This window comes from Parabacteroides sp. D25 (assembly GCF_000307475.1).
Taxonomy (GTDB): domain Bacteria; phylum Bacteroidota; class Bacteroidia; order Bacteroidales; family Tannerellaceae; genus Parabacteroides; species Parabacteroides distasonis.
The window spans coordinates 53,075-65,463 of sequence record NZ_JH976503.1 but is presented as its reverse complement, the minus strand read 5'-3'; the positions used below and the strand labels follow the sequence as shown (position 1 = coordinate 65,463).

General features: G+C 41.0%; 13 protein-coding genes and 1 pseudogene. 10 read left to right on the top strand and 4 right to left on the bottom strand.

The window, feature by feature from the left end; translation table 11 throughout:
* Positions 1 to 12: 12 nt before the first annotated feature.
* Positions 13 to 1,398, top strand: coding sequence for a transglycosylase SLT domain-containing protein (locus HMPREF0999_RS10860; RefSeq protein ID WP_008772197.1), 1,386 nt, complete (start codon positions 13 to 15; stop codon positions 1,396 to 1,398).
* A 68-nt stretch (positions 1,399 to 1,466) separates the two neighbouring features.
* Here HMPREF0999_RS10860 and HMPREF0999_RS10855 read toward each other — a convergent pair whose 3' ends face one another.
* Positions 1,467 to 2,348 (bottom strand): DUF3078 domain-containing protein, encoded by an 882-nt coding sequence (locus HMPREF0999_RS10855; RefSeq protein ID WP_005857069.1) that lies wholly within the window; start codon positions 2,346 to 2,348, stop codon positions 1,467 to 1,469.
* A gap of 165 nt (positions 2,349 to 2,513) precedes the next feature.
* On the opposite strand from HMPREF0999_RS10855, the gene HMPREF0999_RS10850 reads away from it, so the two are divergent.
* The gene (locus HMPREF0999_RS10850) at positions 2,514 to 2,747 is read left to right on the top strand and encodes a YecH family metal-binding protein (protein WP_005862370.1); all 234 of its coding nucleotides are present in this window, start codon (positions 2,514 to 2,516) and stop codon (positions 2,745 to 2,747) included.
* A 449-nt stretch (positions 2,748 to 3,196) separates the two neighbouring features.
* Positions 3,197 to 3,547: a DUF1622 domain-containing protein gene (locus HMPREF0999_RS10840; protein WP_005857075.1), complete on the top strand. Its 351-nt coding sequence runs from the start codon at positions 3,197 to 3,199 to the stop codon at positions 3,545 to 3,547.
* Between the two features lie 356 nt (positions 3,548 to 3,903).
* On the opposite strand, the gene HMPREF0999_RS10835 is transcribed toward HMPREF0999_RS10840, so the two are convergent.
* The 3 genes from HMPREF0999_RS10835 to HMPREF0999_RS10825 all read right to left on the bottom strand — a co-directional run bounded on the left by HMPREF0999_RS10835 (position 3,904) and on the right by HMPREF0999_RS10825 (position 5,206).
* On the bottom strand, positions 3,904 to 4,125 hold the full coding sequence (locus HMPREF0999_RS10835; RefSeq protein WP_005862373.1) for a helix-turn-helix domain-containing protein: 222 nt from the start codon (positions 4,123 to 4,125) through the stop codon (positions 3,904 to 3,906).
* A 2-nt stretch (positions 4,126 to 4,127) separates the two neighbouring features.
* Positions 4,128 to 4,607, bottom strand: a complete 480-nt coding sequence (locus tag HMPREF0999_RS10830) for a DUF2975 domain-containing protein (RefSeq protein ID WP_010183028.1) — start codon at positions 4,605 to 4,607, stop codon at positions 4,128 to 4,130.
* Between the two features lie 290 nt (positions 4,608 to 4,897).
* The gene (locus HMPREF0999_RS10825) at positions 4,898 to 5,206 is read right to left on the bottom strand and encodes a hypothetical protein (RefSeq protein WP_009275917.1); all 309 of its coding nucleotides are present in this window, start codon (positions 5,204 to 5,206) and stop codon (positions 4,898 to 4,900) included.
* 681 nt (positions 5,207 to 5,887) lie between these two features.
* Between HMPREF0999_RS10825 and HMPREF0999_RS22480 the strand changes: the two genes are divergently transcribed.
* The 7 genes and pseudogenes from HMPREF0999_RS22480 to HMPREF0999_RS10795 all read left to right on the top strand — a co-directional run bounded on the left by HMPREF0999_RS22480 (position 5,888) and on the right by HMPREF0999_RS10795 (position 12,319).
* Positions 5,888 to 6,025 carry a sodium ion-translocating decarboxylase subunit beta gene (locus HMPREF0999_RS22480; RefSeq protein WP_138995458.1) on the top strand — a complete coding sequence of 46 codons (138 nt, stop codon included), beginning with the start codon at positions 5,888 to 5,890 and terminating at the stop codon, positions 6,023 to 6,025.
* 102 nt (positions 6,026 to 6,127) lie between these two features.
* Positions 6,128 to 7,423 (top strand): annotated as a pseudogene (locus tag HMPREF0999_RS10820) (FAD-dependent oxidoreductase); the annotation flags it as partial.
* Positions 7,424 to 7,623: 200 nt separating this feature from the next.
* Complete coding sequence (locus tag HMPREF0999_RS10815; protein WP_008669185.1) at positions 7,624 to 8,754, top strand: site-specific integrase; 1,131 nt, start codon at positions 7,624 to 7,626, stop codon at positions 8,752 to 8,754.
* Between the two features lie 137 nt (positions 8,755 to 8,891).
* On the top strand, positions 8,892 to 9,665 hold the full coding sequence (locus HMPREF0999_RS10810) for a hypothetical protein (RefSeq protein WP_008669188.1): 774 nt from the start codon (positions 8,892 to 8,894) through the stop codon (positions 9,663 to 9,665).
* A 177-nt stretch (positions 9,666 to 9,842) separates the two neighbouring features.
* Positions 9,843 to 10,241 carry a helix-turn-helix domain-containing protein gene (locus HMPREF0999_RS10805; protein ID WP_004322056.1) on the top strand — a complete coding sequence of 133 codons (399 nt, stop codon included), beginning with the start codon at positions 9,843 to 9,845 and terminating at the stop codon, positions 10,239 to 10,241.
* Positions 10,219 to 11,325, top strand: a complete 1,107-nt coding sequence (locus HMPREF0999_RS10800; RefSeq protein WP_007218162.1) for an AAA family ATPase — start codon at positions 10,219 to 10,221, stop codon at positions 11,323 to 11,325. The genes HMPREF0999_RS10805 and HMPREF0999_RS10800 overlap by 23 nt, the downstream gene beginning before the upstream one ends.
* Positions 11,326 to 11,431: 106 nt before the next feature.
* Complete coding sequence (locus HMPREF0999_RS10795) at positions 11,432 to 12,319, top strand: toprim domain-containing protein (RefSeq protein WP_008669189.1); 888 nt, start codon at positions 11,432 to 11,434, stop codon at positions 12,317 to 12,319.
* The last annotated feature ends 70 nt before the right edge of the window (positions 12,320 to 12,389 follow it).

Genomic DNA, 12,389 nt, shown 5'->3' with positions numbered 1-12,389 from the left:
ACATATAATATAATGTATAGGAAATACGTCCCCTTTCTGCTCTTTTTGTTCTTCTTGTATGGTTGCAACGGTAACAAACAAGAGGAGAAAGAGGACGTTTCCGTTTTCGTGGATTTACCGCAACTGAAAGCGGAAGGCGAGATCACGGCGGTGACTTTATACAGTTCTACCTCCTACTTCCAATATAAGATGCAACCCATGGGTTACGAATACGATCTGATAAACGATTTTGCCAAGAGCCAAGGTTTGAAATTAAACATCAAGGTCGCCGAGAATCCTGCCCGCCTGATCGAGATGCTTGAAGCCGGTGAGGCCGATGTTGTAGCCTACCCTATCCCAATCAATAACAAGCTGAAACAAGAGGTCATTTATTGCGGCCGGGAGGATATCTCCAGTCAAGTATTGATACAACGGGCCAATAAAGGCGATAAGCTTCTTACCGATGTCACTCAATTAATCGATAAGAATGTTTACGTAAAGCCTAACACCAAATACTCCGAACGACTGAAGAACTTGGATGAGGAACTCGGCGGAGGAATCCATATCCAAAAAGTGGAAAATGACTCCATTGCTACCGAAGATCTTATCGAGATGGTCTCCTTGGGCGAAATTCCCTATACGATCAGCGATGATAACACCGCCCGCCTAAACAAGACTTATTATTGGAATATCAATGTCGACCTAAAGGTTAGTTTTCCCCAACGTTCTTCATGGGTGGTAAGGAAAAGTAGTCCGGACTTGGCGAAGGCCATCGATGAATGGGCTTCTGATAAAACGGGTAAACATTCTTTCAAGGCAGTTACTAAGCGGTACTTTGAATTAAGCAAGCGACCTTTTACCGCAGATATTCCGGAGGTAAAGAATGGACATATTTCCCCGTATGACCCTTTATTCAAGAAACATGCGAAAAACATCGGATGGGATTGGCAGCTGCTGGCGTCTATTTCCTATCAAGAGTCTCATTTCAATCCTACGGTTGTATCGTGGGCCGGTGCCGAGGGGCTTATGGGAATCATGCCAAATACGGCGAAGGCATTAGGTGTCACCCCGCATGAATTGAAAGATCCGGATACGGGAATCCGTACGGGAGTAGATTGTTTACGGCGCTTCCGTCAAGGTTTTTCTGAGATTACGGATCCTGAAGAAAAAGTCAAGTTTACCCTAGCGGCTTACAACGCTGGAATCGGACATATTTACGATGCGCAGCGATTGGCCCGAAAATATGGAAAAGATCCCAATAAATGGGATAATAATGTAGCGGAATATATTCGTTTGAAAAATGATCCCGAGTATTATAACGATCCTGTTTGCAAGCATGGATACTTGCGTGGCTCAGAAACATATAATTACGTGCGGGAAGTGTTGGAGCGTTATCATTACTACAAGAAAAAGTCATAGTTATAAAAAAATTCATAGCTATGAGTGAAAGTAGTCATAACTATGAATTTTCTGCAAGTAAATGCCACTTAAAAATTATAGGCGACACCTATGCCTAATATTTCCTTGAACTGGACCTTCGCCCCCCGTTTCTCTCCATTATCCTCAAAAGTTTTCACGTCGTTATCATATTTAAGCGTCGTATTGAGTGTAGCGGACAGGAATTTATTAATCTTCATGCTTATCAATACATCCCAATTGACATCGATATTTCCGAATTGATCGCTATAAGGAGTGAAAAAGTCCGCAGTCGTAATCAAGTTCACGTTTTCCATCACGGTTAATTCCGCACGAGCTTTCAGGTAAGCTCCCCATTCCATTCTGAAGCGATCTCCCGGATCGACCCCGAAAGCTCCTAACTCAGAAAGGTAATCATCCTCCACGAAAGTCATCTTCGTGGAAGCCGGAGAAAGATAAACCGAGTAATTGCTTTTGGGACGATATTCCATACCTACGGAGATATTCGAATACGCCGGCGCAAAGAAGTTCGATATATAATGTGTCTTATCCGGATAATTATATCCTTTGGCAAACTGGGTGTTTAAATCTCCCATCAACGTATAATACCATACATTATTGGTGGAATATCCTAATTGGGTAGACAGGGTTATATTATCGGTACTTTTCCTCATTCCCTGCGATTTAGTCTTTGATAATCCGTAATCGAGAGCGAGATTGGTTACCCATAACCAGTCACCGGTTTTATGTGTTAATGCCCCATTCAGATACGCATTTCCGGCAACAGAGTTCTCACCGCCAGCCGACCAATTCGACATCGCCGTTTGCGACAAGTTCAAACCTGTCACACCTTTCAGTACCCATTTGCCTTCCTCATATCCTTTATCATCCGTTTGACCATATGTGATTGTCGTTAATGCGACAAACAATGTCATGAAGAATATACGTTTCATATTGTGATATATTTTAGTTATTAAAAAATAAGACGTCCTATCATTTAAACAGGTTTGATTAATTTTTGTTTAGAAAAGCCTAAAGTTGAAAGGATGTCACATTTGTTACACCTTTATATGGATAAACCCCTTATTTTTGTATCCGATAATTAAGTAATTTGATTTATGGAACAGTTACATGCACACGAAGTCCTTCATATGATGGAGGGTAATAGTTATTCAGAAGCTTCTTTAAAAGAAGCGATCGTTAAGACTTTTGGTGAGGATCAGCGTTTCTATACTTGTTCGGCGGAAAATATGGATGCGGATGAGTTAATCGTATTTCTGAAACAAAAGGGGAAATTCATGCCTGTCGAAAATGGTTTCACGGTAGATATTACAAAGGTTTGTAATCATTAAAGATTCTACGACACTATCAATGACTTTAGGCTAAATTCTTTTGATTTAGCCTAAAGTTAAAAAAGACTTTCGATTCTACTCAATGGACAATACTATTCCTATAAATAATCGCAAATAATTTTTGCATCAATTCATAATCTTTATCAGAGACATAACTTAGCCTACGGTTACCCGCATGATTTATCATCCAGACAAAAGACTCTATATACTTTAGTATCTTACTTGAATTATCACTTTTTATACGTGACAAATAATCCATTTTTTCTAAAAGATAATTACTCACTTTAAGAACACTCATCTTATTACAAGTTTTGTATTATCAGGTTGTTTTTTATCCATGATTGATCCTATACGGGTAAAAGTGTGAGTCCGAAAACCTACCATACCTGCGGGCCTTCCAACAAACATTCTATAGGCCTTTTATGTTATGGTTATAAAATGGTCTATTTATGCTTACTGGTTTTTTAAATACCTTAGCGACAATAATAAGTGTGACAAGCCTTCTGATTGTCACCTATGGTGCATTAATCGGAGTCATCTCATTTTTCAGAAATGAGCTTAAGCGACTTACTGGTAATTATTCCATTACTAACATAAGAAAACTAAGAGCTGTATTCGGTACATACTTACTTCTCGGACTAGAATTTTTGATAGCGTCAGATATCTTAAAAACAGTATTGGAGCCAACACTTAATGAATTGGCCATTTTAGGTGGAATAGTCGTGCTGAGAACAGTTCTGTCTGTCTTTCTGAATAAAGAGATCAAGGAACTAGAAACTGAAAATAAAGATACCGAGTAGATCCCATAAAGTTTTCAAGGGAAAGTACAGAAAAATGGCGCTTAAGTCTTGCATGAACAGGATTTAAACGCCATGAAGTAAAGTTAGAAAACCAAACCGCTCGGCCTTCACAGGTGAAGCGGAAGTGGATATATTGCCTTAAACTAATACCTTATATTATTACAACCAGATTAAAGGTCATAATGTTTATGCTTTTGATGAATTTCAATAGCCAAAATAAAACAGAAAATAAAAATCCGCATCCAGCGTCACTGCTACATGCGGATCCAAAATAACAAACTCTTACAAGAGTTAGGCACTACATAAAGTTGTATTATACTAATAAGCAGACTGAACCGCATCAAAGTGTTGATTCCTTATGTTGTTTTTTTCTCATCATTTACATATTCCAAAATGTCGCTTGGCTGACAGTCTAATGCTCTACAAATTGCCTCTAGGGTACTAAAACGAATTGCTTTCGCCTTTCCCGTTTTTAAGATAGAAAGGTTAGATAATGTCAAACCAACTCTTTCAGAAAGTTCGTTCAAAGAAATCTTCCGCTTTGCCATCATTACATCTAAGTTTACAATAATAGGCATAATTAAACTGTTAAGTCATTCTCTGATTTCATATCTATCGCATTTTGCAATAATTTTTCAAATACAGCCACGGCTGTCGCAACTACGATAGCGACAAAAGTAGTTACGATACAAATGGCAAGAAAACCTGCGGGGTCATCTTCTGTATTATGGGTCAACCTTATAAATAGTCCTGCCACCACGATTAAAATACTTAGTAAGATCGCACAATGCTTTATGTTCTTTAAATTCTTTACAGAGTTTGTTGAAAATACTTTATTTTGCCCAATATAACCGAGCAACCTAAAAGCATTGTACAACGCAACAAAAAAAGCCATTGACGCTCCATATCCATATAAGATAAATGGATCAGCGTAAGTACTAAATAAATCTAGGTGTGTGGCTCGTCCCTCAGTTAAGGGAAACCAAATCAAAATAATAAGTGCCACAATACCGATAAGAACAATAACTGTTTGAAGAAATGCTGTTGAAATTCTTTTCATGACGTATGATGTTAATTTTAAACGACGTTGCAAATGTAACAAATATTTATTGATAATCAATAAATAAATACCGAAATTCAAAAAACAGTCTCTTTCTCAAGCTAATTAAAAAATTTGGACTTGAATCGCCAGTGTAGTGTCGAAGTACAATGATCTCCCATTTGGAAGGGAGAATGGGAATAGAAGAAAAAAAGAACGCCTACCTAAAAAGTGGTAGACGCTCATTGCATACGGTTATTGGGACAAATATAGAGTTTATTTCTATCTTGGATTATCCTATTCATTAATAACTACTTCATCTCTTCTCCCTTTTCATTAAAGATAGCGATAGCCTCCTTGCCCTCGATTACCAAAATCACCTTAAAGAGTTTCCCTCCAGTCTTTTCCGCAACATATACCTCTTGGATCACTGAATCCGGATAAGATTTCTCTATGGATTGCGTAACTACTCCCGGAAGATCCTTTACCTCGACCTTAACAAAGTCATCTTGATTAACCTCACAAGCGATTACCACTGAATCAACACTTGTCTCTGCGGCAAATGCGCTGAAACTACCAATACCCATCATCAATACTACTGCAACTAATACCTTTTTCATGACTCTTGATTTTTAATTAAACAATCTATTCATATTAACGTAATCAATAGATATAGAACAACGGATATGCCAAATTTCGCCTATCTACAGATAGTCATGACACACAACATCTTATATTTTAGCATTAACATATGAATTGGGATATTACGGGATTTTATGGGACATTTTTGGGTAATTATGCCCCAAAAGTCCCAATTCATTGCCATAACCCTTGTAAAACATTTGTGAAACAAATTATCTGTTTTTGAGCAAACAGAGTTAGACAAAAACGATATATTTAGCCATCTAAATTCTATTGAAAGCCAGATTCCATGCGGAAACAAATAAAAATCCGCATCCAGCTTCACAGCTACATGCGGACCAAACAAATAACAAACTCTACTTATATGAAAAAACAAATACTACTAACAAATTATTATACGATGACTACTATCAAGGTGACTTCTGAGTCATTTTATAGTATAACAGAAGATTGTTTGAAAAGGTTCACCAGTAATTTCTTTTAGTCTGAGAGCTTTTCTTTTTATCGACTGTTTGAATATAAAACATTTCAAGCTGCAAATTGTTTTACAAACAAAGATAAAAATGATGATTGATCGGTTTGAGGCATGATTAAGAAGTTATTTTCTATATTATTGTTTATGATAATGCTTTTTGCCTTCCGGATGAATGCGGAAGCGGATGAGGAACACTTTTCTAACGGTTCCTATCGTTAGCGCACTAGAATTAACATTAAATGAAAGCGCTTCCGACGCTATGGTTGGTGGAGCGGTTACTCAAAACGACAAATTTCAAGTAAAACACGGCGATTACTCCTAAATCTTTAGGGATAATCGCTTTTTCATGAATAGATTTCAAGTAAAATTAGGACATTTATCCAATTATATCCGTAATTTTAGCCCAATTAAATCAATAGCAATTATGGAAAGAATCGTTAATCATCCTATTTTAACAATTCCACAAGAGGGAGAACACACTTTTTTATTCAATGGCAAACCCGTAACGGGAATGAAGGGTTTTACCATCGCCGCCGCCTTACATCAGGCCGGCTATCCAGTACACAGTCATAGCGTAAATGGCCGCAATCGTTCGCTGAATTGCGGTATCGGTAAATGTGGCGCCTGCGAAATGCTGGTAGACGGAGAAGTAAAGCGTATCTGTATTACGAAAGTAGACAATGTAAAGGAAGTATCGGAAATAACAGTACAGAATTATACGACAGATTCCCAAATAGAACCCAGAGAAGAACCGGTAGAGATCTATCGAACAGATGTGGCCATCATTGGTGCCGGCCCCGCTGGATTAGCTTGTAGGGAAACCTTAAAAGAACTAGGCTTGAACAGCATCGTAATCGATAGCAATGATAAGATCGGCGGTCAATTTTTGATGCAAACCCATGCATTTTTCTTTTTCGAGAAAGAGCGGCGCTTTGGGGGTATGCGTGGTTTCGATATCGCGAAAACTTTAGCCGGAGACGACCACTCTGGTATTTTCTTACATTCTACGGTCTGGGATATCCTACAAAATAAGCGTATCGCCGTAAAAGACATGCTTAACCATAAAAATTTCTATGTAGAAGCTCAAGCCTTGATAGTCGCTACCGGTGCGGTTCCTTTTATGCCGACCTTCGAGAATGATGATGTGCCCGGAGTTTATACAGCGGCAGTCGTACAGAAAATGATGAACGCTGAATTCACGTTACTCGGCAAAAACATATTGACAGTAGGCGCCGGTAATATAGGTTACCTAACGTCCTACCAATTGATGCAAGCCGGAGCGAAAGTCAAGGCTATTTTAGAGGCGATGCCCCATGAAGGTGGATTTCCGGTACAAGCGAATCGAATTCGCCGCCTTGGCATACCTATTTATACCTCTCATATGCTTTTGAAAGCCATTCCAAACCTGGATCGGACAGGTATCACCGGCGCGGTTGTCTGCGAATGCGAGAACTTCAAGCCAATCCCGGGAACAGAGAAAGTGATCGATGGTATTGATGTCATTAATATATGTACAGGATTGATTCCCGACAACCAATTGCTAACCAAAGGCCAATATACATTTGGAAAACGTTGTGCCGGCGTAGGTGATGCCGTACGGATCGGAGAAGGTACTACCGCCGTACTAAGAGGAAAGCAAGCCGCTTATGAGATCGCCCAAGAGCTAGGCGTACGTTTCAACTACAACGATTACTTACCAATAATCATAAAGACATATATAAAATGAAAACAAGCTCCAAATAAATATAGATAAAATAGCTATATATCAATAATTTACATACAAATTTTTATTTTCAGTTGTTTTCTACGTTTTCAGTTGTTTTGCTCTTTTTAGGTGCATTTTTGTTTCTTATTTGTTTCTTGATTCCGCTTTTTATTTGTACCTTTGTGATAGGAAATAACAAATGAAAGGACACAAATATGCCAAGGACCAGAAAACCAATAAAAGTGAAAGAGCCGATTCGTCTTCGAACGAAGGAATTGGCCAATGGCAGCAAGAGTTTGTATCTGGATATATACCGTAATGGTAAGCGGACATACGAGTATCTGAAAATGTATCTTATTCCGGAAACGGATCGTAATGCCCGCCAACAGAATGAAACGACAATGGCTGCCGCAAATGCAATCAAATCGAAGCGTATCATAGAGTTGACAAGTGGTGAAGCCGGTATCATGAATCACAAGGATAAGGTTTATCTGCTGGACTGGATGCAGCTCTATAAGGAGGAACAGAAGAAACGTGGTAAGAAAAACACGGGTCAGATAAAATCTGTTACCGATATCTTGAAAGAGTATGCAGGAGAAAGGTTCACACTAAATCAGGTTGACCTCACTTTTTGCCACGGCTATATCGACTATATGCTGACAAGCTACCGTCCCAAAGGAAAGCCCCTCTCGGCTTCTACGCGTAATACCTATTACCAGATTTTCAACGGTGCGTTAAATGCCGCTGTCCGTGCGAAACGCATCTTAAAGAATCCATTCAACGAAATGGAAAAATCGGAGAAGCCCAAGATGCCGGAAAGTGTGCGTTCGTATATGACTATTGAAGAAGTGAGATCATTAATCGCTACACCAATGCAGAACGAGGGGGTAAAAAGTGCCTACCTGTTCTCCTGCTTCTGTGGACTACGTATCAGTGATATTATCGGATTGCAATGGAAGAACGTGTTTATTGACAACGGCCAATATCGCTTGGCAGTAGCCATGCAGAAGACAAAGGAACCGATTTACCTTCCGCTCTCCAATGAAGCGTTGAAGTGGATGCCGGAACGTGGGGACAAGACAGCAGACGACCATGTGTTCGATTTGCCTTCAGGTATCAACCAGCTTATCAAACCATGGGCCAAAGCCGCCGGAATTTCCAAGCGATTCACCTTTCACACGGCCCGCCACACGTTCGCCACAATGATGCTGACATTGGGAGCAGATTTATACACTGTATCTAAATTGCTCGGTCATACATCTGTAAAGATGACCCAAGTGTATGCCAAAATCGTCAATAAGAAAAAAGACGATGCAGTAAATCTGACTAACGGTTTATTCGATTGACAATGCGATGAGCATCAGACCAGATATCTAAACACTTATTTAGGGTGTTGTTCCGGCAGGATTTTCTTTCGGGAGCAACACCCTTATAATATATTATAAATCCAATTTAAAGTATTTCATCATGAAAAGACCTAACAATGGCCCTCTCTCTTTTTGGAGGGAAGAAACATCTGCACCATTTTGTTGAAGAACAGGATGTAGCGAAAGAATTTTTCGCATTGCTCGTTGAAGCAAAAACAATGTATCTCCGTGATGTCGTGGCGGGTAGTAAGCAGTACCACCGTTACGTGGAGGATTTTGTAAACAGCCACCGGTATATCGACTGCAATCATGCGGTCTGCCGGAACTGCCATGAAATGAACATTCATATCGTCAAAGGATTATTAAACGATTGTTCCAATCTTATCCGATCACTTTTTACCGAAGCAGACTTCTCGTTCGAGAAGTGTATGGAACTGAAACGAATGTATGATATGTTTGTGCCACCATCACAGTCCATCACGTGCTGCAAAGACGGCCCGACAAGGATTTATCCTCTTTCCTTTGGATGCAATCTCACTCGTAAACAGATGATAGGTATTACGGCTTGTGCCAATGCTTATCATCTGTTTTGCGTTTCTACCCTACACGTGGAAGATATGGAAGCCCTGCTTTCCTGCAAGGAAGGATTCTGTATTCGTGTAAACAATATCCGTCATGTGGCCATCCTGTTCGATACACTCCTTGAACACTCGTTCATCCAAACCAAATGGCAGACCGTTCTCAGTAATGGACGGTTCTTACAAACCAAGGACGGAAAAGGATTCGTTTCAGCTTCAAGCCTTTCATCCGCTCTGTCTGCTCTACGCAACAACATGACATCAGCAGGTTACGGTATCAGGCGAGCCATTGATGAACTGAGAGAGTGGTAAGAAGTGCCAATAAGCGAAGTATGTGAAAGGTAAAAGCGTGATAGTTGCCGTGATACGTGGTTACTATCACGGTGCAAACTCATGCTGACCTTTTGGGTTGCCCTATCTTTGCCCTCCGTTAGCGCGCTACATAACGGAGGGCATACTTCCATTGTCTAATTTTATAATAACTCATTTATGCAAAATAATAGATTGACATTCATGGAACGGCTGAGTGAACGGCTTACAAGCGTCGAAGCCATCCTAAAGAAATTAGATCCGATAGAGAGTCTGTTGGAACGCATCGCATTGCTGGAAAAAAATATATATACCACCAAACAGGTGTTTACCTTCCAAGAGGCTTGTATGTATATCGGAATATCCGAGAGTATGCTGTACAAGCTAACATCAGGCAAGGAGATTCCGCATTACAAGCCACGTGGCAAAATGATATATTTCGCCAAAGAAGATCTGGATGAATGGCTTTTGCAGAATTATGAACCAACCGTAGATGAAGCAGCACGTATGGCAAACGAGGCCGCTGCCACACAACCTTTCTTTAATCAAAGACGCCATGGAAAACGAAAGAAGAACTGAATATAATGTGGATATGAGGCCGGAGGAGGATTTCTTATCGGATATCCTCTCCGCCTCGCAGATTCGGGCGACGGACACCTATGAAACGCCGCCACAGATTATCTGGATAGACAACTCGACCATTGCTACGCTCGGCAACTTCAGCGCATCAACCGGCAAGGCGAAATCAAAAAAAACATTTAACGTTTCGGCCATTGTCGCTGCATCGCTGGCAGGAAAACAAGTGCTGAACTACCGGGCGCACCTCCCGGAAGGTAAACGTAAGATTCTGTACGTGGACACGGAACAGAGCCGCTTTCATTGTCATAATGTACTGGAACGCATCTTGCGGCTTGCCGGACTGCCCACTACAACCGACAGTGAAAACCTCGACTTTATTTGCTTGCGCGAATACTCTCCGGCAATACGCATTGGGGTCATCGACTACGCCTTACGTCAAAGAAAAGGATACGGACTTGTTATCATCGACGGTATCCGTGACCTGATGCTTGACATAAACAGCACCGGTGAGTCCGTGGAAGTCATTAACAAGATGATGGAGTGGTCATCAAAGTATGACCTGCATATCCACTGTGTGCTACACTTGAATAAAGGAGATAACAATGTGCGCGGGCATATCGGTACGGAAATGAGCAACAAGGCGGAGACTGTACTGGTCATCAGCAAAAACAACGATTGTCCCAACGTCAGCGAGGTTCATGCGTTACACATCCGTGAGAAAGAGTTTAAACCCTTTGCTTTCACTGTTAATGAGGGCGGGCTCCCGGTTCTCGCAGAAGGGCATTTGTTTGAGAATGCCCCACATCAGAAACCGAAACAGCGGACGGGTTTTATGGAACTAAGCGTCGAACAGCACCGTGAAGCCCTTTCCGCTGCGTTTGGAGACAAACCTATCCGTGGGTTTGAAAATATGCTGCAAGCCATGATGACAGCTTACGAGGCAATCGGATTTAAGCGTGGGAGAAACGTAATGGTCAAACTGCTGCAATATCTGACTGACACCTTAAAACTGGTTATCAAACGAGATAAACTTTTTTATTATGACATGACACAGGCAGAAACCATGCTTTTCGATGAAGAATGAGAGCGGGCGCGGGCCTATATAATTCAGTTTAATTTAGTATTTATATATATAGGGTCGCAAACTAAACTAAACCGCTTTTGCGCAAACAAGTGAAAAGAATTTGAATATGACCATAGATGAAGCAAAACGAGTGCGTATCGTGGACTTTTTGGCCCAGCTCGGCCACCGTGCGCAGTATATGAAATCAGAGCAATACTGGTATCTTTCGCCTCTCAGGAAAGAGGTGACGCCATCGTTCAAAGTCAATGACCGGCTGAATGAATGGTATGATTTTGGCGAGGCCACCGGAGGCGACCTTGTGGAACTGGGTAAGTACCTTTGCGAAACAAAAAGTGTGAGTGAAGCATTAGCATACATCGAACGGCATGTCAATGGTGTATCGCTACCGAAAACCCGGACATTGCCCACAACGTTCCGACCCGTGGAAGCCGACATGAAAAATCTGATTATCGTGCCGCTGCGACACCACGCACTGTTCTCATATCTCCATTCACGTATGATTGATTCGGATATCGGACGAATGTTCTGTAAGGAAGTGCATTACGAACTGCGCCAGCGACGTTACTTTGCACTGGCTTTTGGCAACATATCCGGTGGATACGAGGTGCGAAACCCTTATTATAAAGGATGTATCAAGAACAAGGACATTTCTTTGATACTCCAATCGCGTGGTGAGACACAGAGCCGTGTCTGCCTGTTTGAAGGGTTCATGGACTTTCTGTCCTATCTGACTCTCAAACAGACGGACGATAGTGCCATTTGTATTAATGCTCCCTGTGACCACCTTATTATGAACTCGATCAGTAATCTGAAAAAGACATTGACGTATCTGCAAAAATACACGTATATCCACTGTTACCTTGACAATGACCTTGCCGGACAAAAGACAGTGGAAACCATAGCCGGGATGTATGATGGACGCGTCTATAACGAGTCCAACCGTTATGCCGGTTACAAAGACCTAAACGACTACCTACGCGGGAAGAAACAATGAACAACCCACTCCCTAAGCTCTCCTTCACGGAGGGCTTTTTTTATACCCCAACTTTTCCTGCTTTCTTATG

Excerpts from the sequence above, each read along its gene's own strand:
- HMPREF0999_RS10855 (WP_005857069.1), bottom strand. The coding sequence starts at position 2,348 with ATGAAACGTATATTCTTCATGACATTGTTTGTCGCATTAACGACAATC.
- HMPREF0999_RS10815 (WP_008669185.1), top strand. The coding sequence starts at position 7,624 with ATGCCAAGGACCAGAAAACCAATAAAAGTGAAAGAGCCGATTCGTCTT.
- HMPREF0999_RS10850 (WP_005862370.1), top strand. The coding sequence starts at position 2,514 with ATGGAACAGTTACATGCACACGAAGTCCTTCATATGATGGAGGGTAAT.
- HMPREF0999_RS10805 (WP_004322056.1), top strand. The coding sequence starts at position 9,843 with ATGCAAAATAATAGATTGACATTCATGGAACGGCTGAGTGAACGGCTT.
- HMPREF0999_RS10810 (WP_008669188.1), top strand. The coding sequence starts at position 8,892 with ATGGCCCTCTCTCTTTTTGGAGGGAAGAAACATCTGCACCATTTTGTT.
- HMPREF0999_RS10795 (WP_008669189.1), top strand. The coding sequence starts at position 11,432 with ATGACCATAGATGAAGCAAAACGAGTGCGTATCGTGGACTTTTTGGCC.
- HMPREF0999_RS10800 (WP_007218162.1), top strand. The coding sequence starts at position 10,219 with ATGGAAAACGAAAGAAGAACTGAATATAATGTGGATATGAGGCCGGAG.
- HMPREF0999_RS22480 (WP_138995458.1), top strand. The coding sequence starts at position 5,888 with ATGAGGAACACTTTTCTAACGGTTCCTATCGTTAGCGCACTAGAATTA.
- HMPREF0999_RS10830 (WP_010183028.1), bottom strand. The coding sequence starts at position 4,607 with ATGAAAAGAATTTCAACAGCATTTCTTCAAACAGTTATTGTTCTTATC.
- HMPREF0999_RS10860 (WP_008772197.1), top strand. The coding sequence starts at position 13 with ATGTATAGGAAATACGTCCCCTTTCTGCTCTTTTTGTTCTTCTTGTAT.
- HMPREF0999_RS10825 (WP_009275917.1), bottom strand. The coding sequence starts at position 5,206 with ATGAAAAAGGTATTAGTTGCAGTAGTATTGATGATGGGTATTGGTAGT.
- HMPREF0999_RS10840 (WP_005857075.1), top strand. The coding sequence starts at position 3,197 with ATGCTTACTGGTTTTTTAAATACCTTAGCGACAATAATAAGTGTGACA.
- HMPREF0999_RS10835 (WP_005862373.1), bottom strand. The coding sequence starts at position 4,125 with ATGCCTATTATTGTAAACTTAGATGTAATGATGGCAAAGCGGAAGATT.